The organism is Sediminibacterium ginsengisoli, assembly GCF_900167075.1.
In the GTDB taxonomy this organism is placed as follows: Bacteria; Bacteroidota; Bacteroidia; order Chitinophagales; family Chitinophagaceae; genus Sediminibacterium; species Sediminibacterium ginsengisoli.
In genome coordinates, this window is the sequence record NZ_FUWH01000014.1 from 48,604 (window position 1) to 66,254 (window position 17,651).

11 protein-coding genes are annotated in these 17,651 nt (G+C 46.5%); 7 read left to right on the forward strand and 4 right to left on the reverse strand.

Annotated features, from left to right (window positions below):
* The first annotated feature begins 2 nt into the window (after positions 1-2).
* The gene (locus tag B5D42_RS17100) at positions 3-3,137 is read left to right on the forward strand and encodes a sensor histidine kinase (protein WP_078832761.1); all 3,135 of its coding nucleotides are present in this window, start codon (positions 3-5) and stop codon (positions 3,135-3,137) included.
* On the opposite strand, the gene B5D42_RS17105 is transcribed toward B5D42_RS17100, so the two are convergent.
* The 3 genes from B5D42_RS17105 to B5D42_RS17115 are packed head-to-tail and all read right to left on the reverse strand — an operon-like array spanning position 3,100 to position 8,759.
* A complete protein-coding gene (locus B5D42_RS17105) occupies positions 3,100-6,843 on the reverse strand; it encodes a sensor histidine kinase (protein WP_078832762.1) in 3,744 nt (1,247 codons plus the stop codon). The two genes, B5D42_RS17100 and B5D42_RS17105, sit on opposite strands and share 38 nt — an antisense overlap.
* On the reverse strand, positions 6,840-7,634 hold the full coding sequence (mazG, locus tag B5D42_RS17110; RefSeq protein WP_078832763.1) for a nucleoside triphosphate pyrophosphohydrolase: 795 nt from the start codon (positions 7,632-7,634) through the stop codon (positions 6,840-6,842). The genes B5D42_RS17105 and mazG overlap by 4 nt, the downstream gene beginning before the upstream one ends.
* A 9-nt stretch (positions 7,635-7,643) precedes the next feature.
* Positions 7,644-8,759 carry a DUF3667 domain-containing protein gene (locus B5D42_RS17115; protein WP_078832764.1) on the reverse strand — a complete coding sequence of 372 codons (1,116 nt, stop codon included), beginning with the start codon at positions 8,757-8,759 and terminating at the stop codon, positions 7,644-7,646.
* Positions 8,760-8,943: 184 nt separating this feature from the next.
* Between B5D42_RS17115 and B5D42_RS17120 the strand changes: the two genes are divergently transcribed.
* A complete protein-coding gene (locus tag B5D42_RS17120) occupies positions 8,944-9,717 on the forward strand; it encodes a hypothetical protein (RefSeq protein ID WP_139367224.1) in 774 nt (257 codons plus the stop codon).
* A gap of 64 nt (positions 9,718-9,781) precedes the next feature.
* Here B5D42_RS17120 and B5D42_RS17125 read toward each other — a convergent pair whose 3' ends face one another.
* On the reverse strand, positions 9,782-11,452 hold the full coding sequence (locus B5D42_RS17125) for a sodium:solute symporter family transporter (RefSeq protein ID WP_078832766.1): 1,671 nt from the start codon (positions 11,450-11,452) through the stop codon (positions 9,782-9,784).
* 219 nt (positions 11,453-11,671) lie between these two features.
* Between B5D42_RS17125 and B5D42_RS17130 the strand changes: the two genes are divergently transcribed.
* The 5 genes from B5D42_RS17130 to B5D42_RS17150 all read left to right on the forward strand — a co-directional run bounded on the left by B5D42_RS17130 (position 11,672) and on the right by B5D42_RS17150 (position 17,415).
* Positions 11,672-12,325: an HD domain-containing protein gene (locus B5D42_RS17130; protein ID WP_078832767.1), complete on the forward strand. Its 654-nt coding sequence runs from the start codon at positions 11,672-11,674 to the stop codon at positions 12,323-12,325.
* A gap of 54 nt (positions 12,326-12,379) precedes the next feature.
* Positions 12,380-12,787: a MerC domain-containing protein gene (locus B5D42_RS17135; RefSeq protein WP_078832768.1), complete on the forward strand. Its 408-nt coding sequence runs from the start codon at positions 12,380-12,382 to the stop codon at positions 12,785-12,787.
* 247 nt (positions 12,788-13,034) lie between these two features.
* Entirely contained in the window at positions 13,035-13,412 is a 378-nt protein-coding gene (locus B5D42_RS17140) for a 7(1) septoil knot domain-containing protein (RefSeq protein WP_139367225.1), read from the forward strand.
* A gap of 20 nt (positions 13,413-13,432) precedes the next feature.
* Positions 13,433-16,369, forward strand: coding sequence for a PKD domain-containing protein (locus B5D42_RS17145; protein WP_078832770.1), 2,937 nt, complete (start codon positions 13,433-13,435; stop codon positions 16,367-16,369).
* 11 nt (positions 16,370-16,380) lie between these two features.
* Entirely contained in the window at positions 16,381-17,415 is a 1,035-nt protein-coding gene (locus B5D42_RS17150; protein ID WP_176113051.1) for a PorP/SprF family type IX secretion system membrane protein, read from the forward strand.
* Positions 17,416-17,651 lie beyond the last annotated feature (236 nt).

The window sequence follows — 17,651 nt, forward strand, 5'->3', positions numbered from 1 at the left end:
ATATGCTCTCCCCCCGCTACCTGCTTTTTCTGCTGCTGTTTTGCACCGTGCGGTCTTATGCGCAACAAGACAGCCTGCAATATCACCTGCAGCATTTTACTGCCGAGAACGGGTTGCCGCAGAACAGCGCCAGGTCACTTTTATATACAAATGAGGGCTTTTTATGGATCACTACGGAGAACGGTCTTGTGCGGTTTGACGGGATCGACTTTAAAGTATGGAATAAGCTGAATACCGGCATCACTGTAAACCGGTTCTCCATTATTACATACGATTACCAGCGCAACTGTTATATTGCCGTTACCAATAATTCCGAAATGCTCCGCATCAGCAATGCCGAAGCTACGCTGCTGAATGAACGTTACCGCCGTGATACATTCCCGGGCACACCCGGCAAACGGTTGTCTTATCATAATCCCCTCCCGGCGGTTGCTGCCGCAGGAAAAAGAGGACCCGAGATTCCGCCGTTTTATATCGCCGCCGGTGCCGCCACTTACTTTGTGGTAGAACACGACAGAGTACTCCTGCTCAACAATAACAAAACGGAATGGCAGCAGCCATTCGCACAACAGGTGACCAGAATGGGCGAATCCAATGCGCGCCGTTTTTTCGTACTGCATAACCAGTTCTATAATATCGATAACAACTGTGAGATCACTTTATATTCTGCAGCGGGAAAACAAAAAGTGGCTATTACAGGCGATCTCTTAAACAACAAAGCATACGGCCACTCCCTGCAGGCGCCGGCACTATTCTGGATGAACGGACAAAAGGAAATTCTGATCTACCTCAATAAATGCTGGTACAGACTTACGGCCAGCAAAGACAACAGCATGCATACCCAGCTTGTATTGAGCGGTTTCGATGCGGCACTTGAAAATATTTGTTCTGCTACTTACGACCCAACCAAACAAATGCTTTTTTTGGGAAGCCTCACCAACGGCTTATACTTATTTACCCGGCAATATTTCAAAAGTCATATTGTAAAAAAAGCCGGCTATCCCGTCTCCACTTATGCCATCATCGATTATAATAATACCCTGCTTTCCTCAAGCGGATACCAGTTTTTTCGCGACGGCAGTTACAGGTTGCTTCCTGAACTGATTAAAAAAAGCGACACTTACAGTATTTGTACGGATCGTTCCGGGAACGTATACAGCAAACTATTTGAAGACTCAACCGTATACCGCTTCCGGAATATAGAGCAGCCACCCGTACGCAGCTGGAAAATGCCGTCGAAGGTTACGGGCCTGCATATGGATACCGCCGCCAACAGGTTGTGGATAGGCGGCAATGTTGGCATTTACTATATTCCGCTTGTCAATGACGCCAGGATTGTAACAGTAAATCATTCGCTGAAAGGGATTTCCGCCATATTGCCCGAGAACAGCAATACAGTTTGGGTAGGTACCGGAACGGGCTGTTACAGGCTGAACGTGCAAAGCGGCCGCACCGATACCCTGCATGCACTTGCCAATACTTATGTACGCAGCTTTTCGATGTTCAGGCAGGGCGAGATCTGGATCACAACTTATGAAGACGGTTTTTACCTGTATAAAAACGGACAGCTCACAAAATTTCCGCTGGATCAGAACAGGTACCTGGCTACCTGTCACAAGATATTGCTCGACAGGCAGGGTTTTCTCTGGATGTCTACCAATAACGGTTTGTTCAAAGCATCCTACAAAGAATTACAGCAATACGCCGCAAATAAAAATGCAACGCCTTATTATGCGCAGTATACGATCCAGGATGGATTCGCCACCAATGAATTTAATGGCGGCGGCGATCCGGCGGCCATTAAATTAAACAATGGCGATTTTGCCTTCAGCGCATTGAACGGCATCACCGTTTTTAATCCTTTGCAGGTAAATAACGAGTCGTTGCAGAAAAATATTTATCTCAGCAGCCTTGCCATAGACGACAAGCCGCTGCCCATCAGCGACACCATCGTGCTCTCGAATAATATGAACCGGCTGCGGATCGGCATCAGTGTTCCTTTTATCGACAACCCCAACAACATTAATCTCGAATACAATATCGGCTCCGACAGTAAAGAAGGGCAATGGCTACGTGTGGAAAACAAGACCATTACCTTTACAAGGATCGCTTCGGGTTTTTACAAGCTGGTGATCCGGGAGAAAAATAATTTCAGTTATAATACTTACCTGTATAAAACACTCTACATTGATATCCCGCCGCTTTTTTATGAACGTCCGCTGTTCCAGACCGCAATACTGCTACTGGCAGCGCTCCTGATCTATCTTTTCATCCGTCTGCGCACACAACGTTTACGCCGCAAGAATGAAAGGCTCGACAGGCTGGTGAAAGCGCGCACCCAGGAACTGAATATGTCTGTACATGCTTTACAGGAATCAGAAGCCAGTCTTCGCAAAGGCATGCACCTGCAGGAGAAACTGATCGCGAGCATTTCTCATGATATCAGGACACCACTCAAATTCCTGCTCATGGCAACCGAGCGCAGCCTGCGTACAAAAGAAAATAAAGGGCAGATCTCCATGGAAGAAGCGCGTATTATTTACCAGACCTCGGACAGGCTATATCATTTTACAGAAAAAATGCTACAGTATATCAAGACCAATATCGAAGCAGGTAAACTGAAAGCAAGCCGTTTTTCCGTTCATGAACTGGTGGAACAGAAAATCCGTGTCTTTGCAGCAGTAGCACAGGCCCGTGACATTGCACTGATCAACAAGGTACCCCCTTCTCTTTATATTCATGACAAGGAAGAACTACTGGGTACCGTCATTCAGAACCTGCTCGATAACGCGGTAAAATTCACCGGTACCGGCAGCGTTACCATCGATTGCCGCATAGAGGGCACAGCATTGATCATCAGTGTAACGGATACCGGCAATGGCATTCCCGAATGGCAGGTAGCAGGTTATAACAGGCATTTCAGTTCGGCTGCATCCGAACAGATCATCACCGGAAACTTATCGGAAGACCTGCGCAAACTGAACGGACTGGGATTTGCCATCATCAAGGAAATATTACCCCTGCTTTCTGCATCGCTTGAAATCAGCAGTCAACCGGGAAAAGGCAGTACCATCAAATTGACATTGCAGCATGCAGTGATCAGCGCTGATGACGATCAGCCAGCGGGAGTTCAATAAAGAATGTTGTTCCCGCGCCTTCTTCAGACTCGAACCAGATCCTCCCATTGGCGTTCTCAACGATCCCCTTGCAGATGGCCAGTCCAAGCCCCGTTCCCGAGGATTTTGTAGTAAAATTAGGCGTGAATATGTTTTTTCGCATGGCTGCCGGAATACCACCGGAGCTGTCTTTAACGGCTATCAGTATCTTACCGCCCGCAGCCTGCTGTTCAATGGCCACATGTACTTTGCTTTCCGTGTCTTCGCAGGCCTCTACCGCATTCTGCAGCAGGTTGGTAAAAAGCCGGTTCATCTGCACACGATCCGAGAACACCATATATGTTTCTTCCGGTTTCTGCCAGCTGATCTCAACGCGCGGGTTCGACTGGTATAAACGCAGCACGGAAGTCACTACTTCCATAAGATCGAAGGTTTCCATTCTCGCATTACCGATGTTGGCGAACTGTGAGAAGTCGCCGGCGATCTTCGATAGCTGGTCGATCTGCTCTATAAGTGTTTCCGCCATATTTTCAGAAAGCTCCTGTACATTGGGAGCACCACTGCGGATGGCTTTCTGAAGGTATTGGATGCTGAGCTTCATTGGTGTAAGCGGGTTTTTGATCTCATGCGCCACCTGGCGTGCCATTTCGCGCCATGCGCCTTCGCGTTCGTTCTGGGCCAGTGCGCGGGCGCTGGCTTCCAGTTTTTTCACCATCTTGTTGTATTCGGTTACCAGCATGCCGATCTCATCGTTCCGGTTCCATTGGATCTCTTCATTGATGGTACCAAGGTTCATCTTACGCATCTTATCGCCGATGAGGCTGAAAGACGCTGTGATGCGGTTGGTCAGGAAAAATGCGATCGCACCTGCCACAAGGAAGATAAATGCATTCAGGTTGATCAGCGTGGCCAGGAAGCCGGAGATCTCCTGGTTCAGTTCGCTCTGCGAGTTGAGATAAGGTATGTTGAGATAGGCATAATTATTACCTGCATCATCCGTGAGCGGTACGTAAATACTCAGATAACTGAATGCGCCTACTTTTTCGGATTGCACATAACGGATATTCCGGTCGAAATGCATCTGCTGGTATGCGCGTGGTTCCATTTTCCCGCTCAGCAGGAATTTATTGTAGATATAAGGCTGCGTGGAAAGCTTCAGATTGCCCGATACATCGTAAAAATTGATATCTACATTGTGCAGATCAGATATATCGGACATGGTCCGCTCCATCTCACTCGTTACACCGATATTATGCGCGGTGAACATATCATCGAAACTGATCTGTGCATTCACTTTGTTGTTGATCTCGTTGGCCATTACCTGTATCGACTTAGACAGTCGCTCTTCATTGTTCCTGTTGAACCTTAGTATAAAGAAAGAAATGGTAGCCACACCAATTACCAGGAAAGAGAACACACTCAGGAATATGATGGTTGCCTGGATCTGCGAGCGGATCGTAAGCAGGAAGATCTTCTTCATGCCCGACCATTTAAACCTCGCTTTCAGAAAATAACTGCTGATATGGAACAGGAAAATGATCACCAGGAAGGAACAGAACAGGTAGGCGAAAAGCGTAATGAATTCCATCATCCAGGTGTTGCGTTTTACAATCACCACCTGTTTGTTGCCGCCGCTGTTATACCAGAGTTCATTGTACTGGTTACCTTTCACATAAGTGAATTCAAAGCCGGGGATCTGTTTACTGGTAAGCTGGGCCGGGAAACTGTAATTATTAAAATGATTGATCAGCCGCCCTTTGTTATATACGGCATACGCATAATTGATGTTGAGATCGGCAGATACATCCTGCGCCTGGTTAAACAGCTCGGGATACAAGGCCTCGCTTTTGTACCTTTTCGATTTCATGATCACATAGAGATACCCCAGCGTACGGTCGCCGTTGCTGATCTCTCTTTCGTACAGGTAACTGAAGCCATCTATCGCGTTGTCGTCATAACTGTACAATCCTTGTATACCCGTAGGATCGGCCTGGTTGAGTATGATGGTTTTGATAGCCGCATAACCCGTTGAATCTTCATTGTACAAGGGATGATAAAGACTGTCGAACGTGTAGATACGGGTATCATACTTATTCAGGTAGCCGGAAAAATTCTGATTGATCAGGCTGTCTTTGATGAATTTGTTGGAATATTCACTTTCCAGCCGGTGAAAATTATCGGGCAGGAAATGATCGTTGAAATTGGTTGCCGCAATGTTCAGCAGGTTCTCTCCGGAAGGATCGGTCTGCTGGGCCAGTTTCTCTGCAATTTTTTTACGTTGCCCCAGTTCTACCAGCCGGTTCTGGTACATGACCATTGCCGAAATAGAAAGAGCGAAAAGCATTACCCAGAAAATGAAAAAGCCCGACTGGATCAGCGGCGCAGCCATATCTTTCCTCCTGTAATACAACAACACCAGGTAAAGCAGCAGCCAGGCCAGTACCGCCATATGCATGGGAATGGAAGGCGCTTTTACAAAAAGTACCTGGTAAAGAAATCCCGTAATGGCAGCAGCGGCCAGTTGGTTGAGCAGCGGTTCTTTTAAAGGGCTGATGAGTATCTGCGAGAAATGAAAGAACGTGAGTACTAAAAAGCAAAGGATCAGGAAACAGACAAAACTGTAAATACTGAGGCTGAAAAGGTTGGTTACATCGAGCGATACTTTGGAATCGCGTACCAGGCTCCGTACCACGCCTGTAAGCAGGAAGCAGATCACGGTGAGCAGCATAATACTTCCGTAACTGCGTATATGCCGCGGAAAAGGTCTTGGCAGCCAGGTACGGCCATCGGTATGGGTCCGGTAAAAGTTAACGAGCCAGAACAGCAATATGGAATTCACGAGCAGGTCGCCCAGCGAAGGATGCAGGAAGTTGGAACCGTAAATAGCAGGATCATACAAAGGCAGTTTGCTGTAATCGAACGGGAAGCTGAACCGGTAAGCGATCAGCCTCAAAAGCAATACTACGCTGAGCAGGAAAATAAAACCCCGCCTGAACCCGTATTTAGCACTCAGTTCCTGCCCTATTGCATTGCAGAACACCAGCAGGAAGATCACAGCCAGTACACGGAATAAGACCGTTACACTATCATAGGAAATAAAGGATTTTCCGGGCTTTTGCTGTATGCTGAACAATACTTTGCCGTTGCTGCTGTGAACAGGCAGGGCATCGTCTTCCATACTGATCGCATATTGCTGATCGAGCCCCTGGTAACCGGCAAAATCGGAATGGAGGTATTTATTCTCTATGAAATAAGCCCAACGGATCGGGATGGCCGCCATTACCAGCAGTTCTTTACCACGCAGCTTCACCGGCGTGCGGATCACTTCAAACTGACCATTTCTTTTTTCGGAAAAATAACTGCTGTCGTCGCGGTAAAGATCATCATCTGTAATATAGATACGGTTGGTATTCCAGTAGATCTGTACCGGTGTGCCATCTTCAGTCAGCTGATAGATGAAGAGACCAAAAGGCTCTTTCACCATTTCATCTTTCTCGGCATTGGCGCTGCTGTCGGTGAGGCTGGTAAGAACAGCCGTATCGGTAAGGATATCCCGGATCTTATGCTCCTGGTTGTTGAGCCGCTGCTCCAGCCTGGACCGTACCTTCTGCGGCGAAGCATTATAATTCCAGTAGTTGATGAAGATAAAAGAGATCGTATACAACCACGCGGCTGTAATAACCAGGTATCCGTGTTTATAGGCAGCCTTGCGTAATGTCTGGATCAAGTACGGTCTTTTTGTTTTTTTATCTCATTCCAGATGGCATCCATTTCTGCCAGTGTCATGTCTGCGAGGTTTTTATCCTTTGCAGCGGCAGCCTCTTCCATCAGCTGGAAACGTGTTATGAATTTACGGTTGGTCTTTTCAAGCACGCCTTCGGGATCAACCTGCAAAAACCGTGCGTAATTGATGAGACTGAACAGCACATCTCCGAATTCCTCTTCAATATGTGCCTGGTTTTCTTCGGCCATTGCTTCCTGCAACTCGCCCATTTCCTCCTGCACTTTCTTCCATACATCTTCCCTGTTATCCCATTCAAAACCCACCTGTTTGGCCTTTTCCTGGATCCGGGTGGCTTTTACCATAGCCGGAAGCGATGCCGGCACACCGGAAAGAACTGATTTTTTTTCCGCGCCCTGCTTTTCTTTTTCCTTCAGTTTGATCTGCTCCCAGTTGCGCTTAACATCATCTTCGCCGGTTACTTTGGTATCACCGTAAATATGCGGATGCCGCCGGATCAGTTTTTCGCATACGCCGTCCAGCACGTCTTTCAGGGAAAACTGTTCCTGCTCCTTCCCGATACGTGCGTAAAAAACAAGATGCAGGAAAAGATCGCCCAGCTCTTCCTTGATCCCTTTCCAGTCGTCGCCGGTAATGGAATCGGCCAGTTCATAAGTTTCCTCCAGCGTTAATGGTCTTAAAGTATGGATGGTCTGTTTTTTATCCCAGGGGCATTGTTCGCGCAATTCATCCATGATCTGCACCAGTCTGCCAAAACTTTTTTCTGTTTCACTCATACACTCAGGTTAAATGGTCATTGCAGAAAATGCAATGAATATGGCGAAAATAAACACCATCATAATCAGCGACATAAAGAACAACAGGATGCATTTGAGTATGGTCTTCAGCCTGGATTGTTCGTAAAAATTCCTTTGCGCCTTATACCAGTAAAAGAGCAGAACCAGGCTGCTGATTAAAGACATCCAGCCGTCTGCATCCACATGCATCAGATCGAAAAGGCTGCCGATCCACATTGCGAGCAGCAGGATAATGAAAGTGGCGCAGTACAGATGTATGGTATAAACCACATGATTCACATAATAGTACCGGTCTCGGCGCGCATACAGCAGGAAAAGCAGCAGTGCATACAGCGGCAGCGATACGAAAAGCATCTGTGGGAAAAGGTGCATGAATTTTTGCCCGATCGCTTCTATGATCGCACCCGTATCGCCTTTGTATACTTCCTTCAGATGAATCGCCTGCCGGCTGATGCGCCTGTAGAAGAACCCGTCGCGCTGTGCGGCAGGCAATGCCTTCTGTACCGAATCGTAGCTTTTCAGGTCTTTGTATTTCTTATCGGTAGGACCGAACACCGTGCCGCCGTTACTCTTCAGACTGGGCATATTATCCTTAACGGAAGTATCTGCGCGGAGTCTTGCGATATCACTGTCGGTAGCCGCGATCCTTGCTTTGATCTGGTCTTTAGCGATGCCGGCTATAAAACTGTCGGCAACAGATCTCTCCAGGTTTTTCTTCTGCTTTTCCAGTTTTTTCATCACCTGGGCGGCCGTGCGCGGTTCTTCTTTTTCTACGATGGATTTATCTTTCTGGTAAAACCCGAAAAAGATCAGGAAAAAGAAGGCGGATGTGAATACATACATCCTGATCGGATGCAGGTAAGCAACCCTGCGGCCTTTCAGGTATTCATGCGAGATGAACCCGGGCCTGAAGAGCAGGTATTTGATGGTACTGAAGAATTTACCGTCGAAATGGGTAATATCATAAACAAAATGGGTGAGCAGGTGCCAGAAGCTCTCTTTGGGCTCAATATTTTCCTGGCCGCAGACATGGCAGAACCGGCCATGGGTTTCTGCACCACAATTCAGACAAACCTTTTCTTTTCTCTCGGGGAAATGTGACACTTGTTAACGTTTGATTAAAAATACAGAACTAAATGGTAGCGGCAAGAGCTCTCCAACCGTCTTTTTTGAATGTTGAAAACTCAAGCTTTATTTTTGAATAAATAATTGATGTATGAAAGTGTTGCTGGCAATGTTGTTTTCCTGTTTTTTCATAGCGGGTTCAGGCCAATATTATTTAAATGATATGATTTCCCTGCAGCAGGGCGCAGAACAGTACAAGCTTTTGCGCGCCAACAGGATTAAAACGGTAAAGATAACCAGTTACGACAACGCAGGCAATGTATCCGACGAAATCTCCCTGCAGCAGGAACTCACCATGGATGGCCGGAAAATGACCATCACCGATGCTACTGCCAGCGGTAAAAAGACCAGCACCGTTAATTTCTACGAGAACAGCCGGCTGAGAAGAGCCACTTCCGGCACCAGCGGTATTGAAACAAAAACAGATTATAGCTATGACGATAAGGGCAGGCTGCTGAAACTGACCGTTACTACTACCGACACCGCCATGAAATACAGCTCTGCGGAAATACATGACTGGACCTACGACAATGACGGCCAGCCACTGCAAATGCTCAGGATCAAAAACGGTACAGATACCATGGTGGTAAGTTTTGTCAAAGACGAACATAACAATATTGCAGAAGAGCGCTGGAAAAAGAACAACCGCTTACAGGAAACCTACTATTATTATTACAGCGATAAAAAACAGCTGACAGATATTGTACGCTACAACAGCAAACTGAAAAAAATGCTGCCGGACTTTATTTATGAATATGACCAGGATGGTAAACTAGCCCAGATGACGCAGGTTTCGCTCAACAGCGGCAGCTATTTTATCTGGAAATATACGTACAACGAAAAAGGTTTACGCCAGAAAGAAGCCTGTTTCGACAAGGCACGCAATCCTGTAGGATCCGTTGTTTACAGTTACCAGGGTTTCCTGGATATTAAGTAACCGGTCTGATAGATTACAAAAGAGCGCGGAAATCCGCGCTCTTTTGTATCAGGTAAAATATTGTTTACCAGAAAATGGTATAGATCGCAGCGATGATACCGCAGACCAGCAACGCACCCGCAGCAAAGCCTTTAGACATACCGAACATTTTCGCATCTACTTCAAGACCTTTGGCCTGTATACCTTTCGCCGCATCCATTTTACTGATGATGAACATACCGGCAACACAGATGAGGAATACAAAACCCATCCTGTCTATAAAAGGAATTTCGTAAACACCTTCTGCATTGGCTTTTGAAAAACCACTGGATGCAAGGAAAGAAAGGTCAGCCACTTTGGGTAATAATTTGAATACGATCGACAGGAAAAAGCCGCCGATGGTTGCAAATAAAGCGGCATTGGAAGTGGTCTTCTTCCAGAAAAACCCGAGGATAAACATCGCAAAAATACCTGGCGAAACAAAGCCTGTATATTCCTGGATATACTGAAATCCGCCTTTTTTATCGATCCCCAGGAATGGCGCGATCGCAACTGCAATGATCATAGCCGCAACAATCACCACCTTCCCTATCCCCACCAGTTTTTTCTCATCGGCCTGCGGGTCTATCACTTTTTTATAGATATCGAGTGTAAAAATAGTTGCAATGCTATTCGCCTTACCGGCAAGCGAAGCCACCACTGCAGCTGTAAGCGCTGCAAATGACAGGCCTTTCAATCCGGCAGGGAGCAGGTTGAGCAATACAGGATAGGCTTTATCCGGGTTCAGTTCTCCGTTCTGCATCATTTCCTGCTGTAAGCTTCCGTTCTGGTGCAGTACATACGCTGCAATGCCGGGCACGCAGACGATCACGGGCATCAGCAATTTCAGGAAAGCTGCGAAAAGCAGACCGTTGCGTGCTGTTGGCAGGCTGGCGCCCAGTGCCCGCTGGGTGATGTACTGGTTACAGCCCCAATAGTTCAGGTTCACGATCCACATTCCACCGATGAGTACAGTTAAACCGGGCAGATCCAGGTAATTGGGATTGTCTTTTTTGAATATCAGGTGGAAATGGTCGTCCGCCGAATTGAACATATGCTGCAGCCCTTTCACCATGCCGCTGTCGCCGAACTTTTCCGCTACAAGGTTCAGTGCGAGATAAGTGGTTACAAGTCCGCCGAGGATCAGGAAGAACACCTGGACCACATCCGTATAACCGATCACTTTCATACCGCCCAGCGTGATGAAAATTGCAAAAACCGCAAGCCCCAGCATACATGCGGTGATACTGATACCTGAAATACTATTGATAGCCAGGGCACCGAGATAAAGGATTGAAGTAAGATTTACCACCACATACAACAATAACCAGAAAACCGCCATGATCATTGCCACCGTTGAGTTATAGCGCTGGTGCAGGAACTGCGGCATGGTATAGATCCTGTTTTTCAGGTAAATGGGAATGAAGAAAATAGCCACGATGATCAGTGTGGCCGCAGCCATCCATTCATAAGCAGCGATAGCCAGCCCCATTTTAAAGCCCGAACCGCTCATGCCGATCATCTGTTCCGCAGAGATATTCGATGCGATCAGCGAAGCACCGATGGCCCACCAGGTAAGCGATCCTTCTGCAAGAAAATAATCCTTGGAACTGGCCTGCGCCGCTTTCTTTTTCCTGTACACCCAGAAACCGTAACAGGAAATGATCAGAAAATAAAACAGGAATACCAGGTAATCGAAGTTTTGCAATGTTTTCATCGGAGCAATCGTATTGGTTAATATGGCCGTTCCATACGGAACAGGGGAACAATATAAGCGTCTTTAAGTATGATAGATTATGCTATATATACCTCTTACTAACATTTTCCGGGCATTCAGCCCTTTTAAAACATCTGTCCTATTCCCAAACTGTGAAAATCAGGTATCTCCACCCGGCAAATAACCGCCCGTATCGTTCAAACATTTTAATTTCACTGTATGAGAGAAGAAGAGATTATAGCAGCAACCGTAGCCTTTGTTAAAGATGAATTGAAGCATGCAGAAGGCGGGCACGACTGGTGGCATATAGAACGTGTATGGAAAAACACGCTGTTGATTGCGAAAGATGAAAACGTAAACCTGCTGATTGCACAGCTCGGAGCTTTGCTGCATGATATTGCAGATTCCAAATTTCACAACGGGGATGAAACGATTGGTCCGCTCAAAGCACGTACTTTCCTGGAGCAGCTTCAGGTAACAGCTGAAGTGATCAGCGGTGTTATTGGCATTATTGAACATATTTCTTTCAAAGGCGGTCATTTCGAACGTAGTTATGAGTCTCCCGAACTGGCAGTTGTGCAGGACGCAGACCGCCTGGATGCGATCGGCGCCATTGGCATTGCCCGGGCATTTCACTACGGTGGTTTTAAGGATCGTGAGATCTACAATCCCGGTATTGCGCCCGACCTGCATATGGACAGGGAAACCTATAAGAAAAACACCGCTCCCACTATCAATCATTTCTATGAAAAGCTCCTGCTGCTGAAAGGCCGCATGAATACGGATACCGGTAAAAAACTGGCCGAAGCGCGGCACCGGTTCATGGAAATCTATCTTGAACAATTTTATGCTGAATGGCGTGGCGATGTTTAATTTTTTTTACCCTTAGCATATAACTCCATATATTTGCAACAAAGATGCAAATATATGGAGTTACCCGTCTATAAATCCTGGGGCGATAAAGCCGGTATATGGGCTTCGCTGATCTGCAGTATTCATTGTGTGTTATTGCCCTTTCTTCTATCGGCATTACCTGTTCTTGGAATAGAGATTTTACACAATCACGTTCTGGAAGCAGTTACCATTGCGGTCTCCTTTTTCGCAGGCGGCTGGGCTATAAGAAGAGGTTATCTTCATTATCACAGGAACACACGTGTTGTATTATTCTTTGCGTGTGGCATCTTATTGTTGTTCATTGCCAATTTTACAAAAACACAACTGTCAGAAGCGGGGCTCAAGTTTGCAGGTGCACTATTGCTGATAACAGCTCATATTCACAATCGCAGGCAATGTAAGAAATGTACAAAGGAAGCGGGGCATGAGGGCCAATGCTAACTATTGTTAGCCTGCCAACATATAACACATAAAATTATATTGTTAAAACACCTTTTAACGGAATCTGATCTTTTCCATGGCACGTATATGAGGCACTTTTCCCAGTAATCTGCGGGTTTTTGCCATTCCCATGTAGTTATTGAGCCAATCATCCTAAAAGACAATCCTGTTAACAATAGATATTGTTATTAGGTTTAGTTTTGCGGTTTCCGCGCGGGCGGCCCCCCACACCCAAAAAAGAAAACTAATGTACCAAAAGCCAATGTCCTCTTCAGCTTTATTGCTGGGCAGGACTTTTTTATTCGTAGTCTTCAGCCAGTTATTACTGGCATGTGCTTCAGCACAAATGATCTCACCTGTAAAAAAGGAAGAAGCAAAAATATCCGTAGCTATTGTTGATGATGTAAAAAATGCAGATCTTAAAGTATTCAGAACAGATCCGCAGCATAAAGACCTGAACAGAAACAGTGGTTTCTGGTCTATCACAGAAGGCACACCTACGGGTGCAATCAAAATATACTGGACGAATGATTCAACAACTGCTGATCTGAAGATCAGGTTGGTGATGGATCCTGCAGATGCCGGCTGGATCAACAAGGCCAAGAAGAAACTCCTGAAACAATAGCTCAATTCAAGACGGTTTTTATGTTAAGACGTTTTACTCTCTTTGTCATTTTCACTTTATCCATATTTCATCTCTATTCCCAGTGCCCTTCTAATCTGAATTTCGAAGAAGGAAATCTCAATAACTGGGTTTGCAAGACAGGTATGTATACCGGCGGCAGGATCCAGAATCTTGTATCGCCACCACTTGCGGGCAATCATACAATCATTAACAAAAGTTCGGTAGGCGCACAGTCGCGGAATAACCTGGATTATTATGGTAATTTTCCCATGTTATGCCCTAATGGAGACGGTAATTCCGTTAAGCTCGGCAATGAGCAGGCCGGCTATACCGCTGCCACTATGGAATATACCATTACCATTCCGGCAACTGCCAATGTATACAGCATCACTTACTGGTATGCCGTGGTACTGGAAGATGGTGGCCACAGTTCACTTGAACAGCCGAAATTCACTGCCAAAGTATTCGACAACACGAATTCGGAAATAAACTGCGCAAGTTTCACATACGTATCCACTTCCGGCTTATCGGGCTTTATGCTTTCTTCCAGAACGGGTGTAGGCGGAGGCCCTGTATATTACAAGAGCTGGACACCGGTTACATTCGACCTTTCAGGTCGTGCAGGACAAACTGTAAAGCTTGAATTTACTGCCGAAGATTGTGGCCAGGGCGGGCATTTCGGGTATGCTTATGTGGATGTTGCTTCAAATTGCGGTAATCCTATACTCGGGGCTATTTGTCCCAATTCACCGAATCTTACATTGAAAGGGCCGGATGGGTTTCAGAATTACACATGGTCTTATCTGCAGAATGGAACCAAAGTAACGCCGCCAATTGGAACGGGGCAGATTGTGACCATTACACCGCCTCCTGCCGCGGGAACAGAAATGCAGCTGGACCTTATTCCTTTCCCGGGTTTTGGCTGTGCTTATTCCATCAAAACAGAAGTTGCGGTGGCTGCGCCTCCTTCTGCTGTGATCGCAGGGGATGTTGCGATGTGCGTGGGAGGCTCTGCTTCACTCAAATTTGATCTTACCGGTTCTCCGCCCTGGATAGTAGCATATAAGGAAGGAAATACACTTAAATCTTTTGTAACGGGTGTAACGCCTTATAGCCTTCCTGTATCGCCTGCTGCCACAACAACCTATACGCTGGTGAGTGTGTCTGATGTGAACTGTACCAATAACACTTCCGGCTCTGTTGCCACAGTAACGGTAAACCCGCTACCCACAGCTTTTACTGTGCAGGGAACAGGTGGCTACTGTACAGGCAGTACTGTTGGCCTGCCTGTGGGGCTTTCCGGTTCTGCGGCCGATGTTTCGTACCAGCTTTTATTTAACAATACCGCTACAGGAGCACCTGTAGGCGGAACGGGCAATAATTTCACTTTCGGCAATTTTTTGAACGCAGGTAACTATACCGTGAATGCAACCAATAACATTACGGGCTGCAAGAATATCATGACGGGTGCAGCAGTGATCAGGATCAACCCGCTTCCTGTAGTCAGCATTGCCGGTAATGCGACGATCTGTGCCGCATCTCCACTTACCCTGAATGGTAACGGCGCACTCAATTATGAATGGTCATCAACAGAAACAAATCAGCAGCTTACTTTCTCAGCCTACAACGATACCACGATCACGGTGAAAGGAACAGATATTAACGGCTGCTCATCCACTGCTACAAAAAAAATAACCGTATATGCGCTTCCGGCTGTAACCATCAATGGGGGCGGTACCCTGCCCTTCTGTGCCGGAGATATGATCACACTCGATGCCACAACAAGCGCCGGAAGCGGCACTATACAAGGTTATCGATGGCTGTATGGCAAACAATATATTGCCGGTGCCGTTACTCCTGCCTATACCACTAATCAGCCCGGACTGTACAATCTCGAGCTTACCAACAGTTTCGGCTGTAAAAATGTGTCCCCTGATGCACAGGTGAACCTGATTCCTTTGCCTGTTGGCAATATCGCCATCCCGGCAAACGCAACCATTTGCGATCATACATCACTGCCACTCATTGCGTCTGGTGGTGTAACCGGTTATCAGTGGCTTTTTAATGGTAATATCATTCCGGGCGCTACCAATGCACAATATGATGCCACCGAAGAAGGTACGTATTCTGTATCGCTGAAAAGCAGCATATGTGCGCAGGATGCGGGTAATACGATTTTTGTAACTGTACTGAAAAAACCTGTGATGGATTTTTCCTATAACAGTTATTGCATTAATGTTCCCGCAAACTTCAATAACCTTGCGGATATTTCACGGTCTGGCCCTGTAAGCTGGGCCTGGGATTTCGGAGATGGCGGCACTACCATCAGCAAACAGCCCGTGCACGTTTTCAGACAGGCAATCCAACACGCTGTTAAACTTACAGCCACCCCGTTGATCTGTCCTGCACTGGAAGCTTCGGTTACCAAACAGGTAAATATTGAAGCTCCTGCTCCGGGTATCAGATACGATTCCAAAAATGCGGTGATGAATGAAGTACTGCCATTGTCTGCCCGTGGTTTTGGCAAAGCGTACGAATGGTCTCCGCGTACCGGCCTAAGCGATCCCAACAGCAGAAGTCCGATTTACAAACATTTGCTGGAAAGAGATTTTAAAGTAGCGATCACAAACCCTGCCGGCTGCGTTACGGTGGATTCGATACTGGTACGCATTTTCAGAACAAGCGATATCATGATCGCAAAAGCATTTACACCCAACGGTGACGGAGCGAATGATAAACTCTTCCCTTTCACTGCCGGTGTAAAACAACTCATCTATTTCCGCATATTCAACCGCTGGGGACAACTGATGTTTGAGACCACAGATATATCTAAAGGCTGGGATGGTACCGCCAATGGCAAAAAGCAGCCGATGGATACTTATAACTGGATTGCACAAGGCATTACCGATGACGGTAAAATGATCCAGCGTACCGGTAATACACTACTTATACGATGAAACAGAAGCGAATGAAGATAACCCGATACGTTTGCTGCTGCATCTTGTTATTGCTGCTCATCGGCAATCATAAAAATGCAATGGCACAGGATCCGCATTTTTCACAGTTCCATGCGGCACCGTTCAGTGTAAATCCTGCACTTACCGGTAATTTTTACGGCAGCTGGATCTCTTTCCTTAATTACCGCAACCAGTGGTCCGGCCCTTCCGATCCTTTCAAAACCGTAAGCTTGTCGCTGCAAACCAAACTGCTTACCAAAAGATCAGATGGCGGCAATACCTGGGGAATCGGTGGTATGATCACCAGGGATGAAACAATGGGCGGAACTTTCAACAGCACCTATGCTTCTTTCAATACGGCTTACCATCTTTCCATCGATGCCGAAGAACAGCACCGGATCGGACTTGGACTGGGTATGATCTATGTAAACCGCCGGGTTGATTATTCACGTCTTACTTTTCCGCAGCAATTTGCCAGCGGAGGATTCGATACCAATCTCCCCACAGGTGAAAGCGGTTTCTCTCTGATCAAACCTTTTGTGTCCGCATCTGCAGGGTTGCTCTATTCTTATAACAGTTCCGACAAACAGACCAGCGCAGATTTTGGTGTTGCCGTTTTTCACGCCAATAAACCACAGCAGACAAATGAAAAAGATGAGAACCAGGTAATCCAGCCACGCTACACAGTATATGGTTCTTATTCTTCTTTCCTTTCAGAACAGGTTGCGTTCAATGCAAATGCATTATACCAGTCGCAGAAAACAACCAGCTACTGGCAGATCGGCGCTATTGCCGGGTTTATGCTCACCAATACCGAGAACCCTTCTATCATCAGCGCCGGCGCTTTTTACAGGAGTAAGGATGCCATCATTCCATATGTGGGTATTACGCACCGCATCCTTGATGCCAATGTTCAGCTGGGGCTCAGTTACGATGCCACTGTATCCAAATACAAATACGCAGCCGTTAAACCGCAGACGTTTGAATTGTCGCTGGTATTCCGCTCTGCCAAAGCAGATGGTTCGCTGCCTTGTCCATGGAAATAAGAATAAAATAAGCTCAATCTGACTTGAATAAACAAGCCCTGCAATCACTATTGCAGGCTTTTGTTTATCATTCATCCACAGGTGTTCGGAAGAATTTATAAATCTACCAACTTTAGAAATAAAAAGTGATACTTCGCTGCGCCCCTCCGGGAGATATGGGAGATGGTTGTAAAATCGTTGCGATTAACTATTCACCAAAAGAACCAAACCAGTCTTTGCAGAGGCGCCTCTTTGGC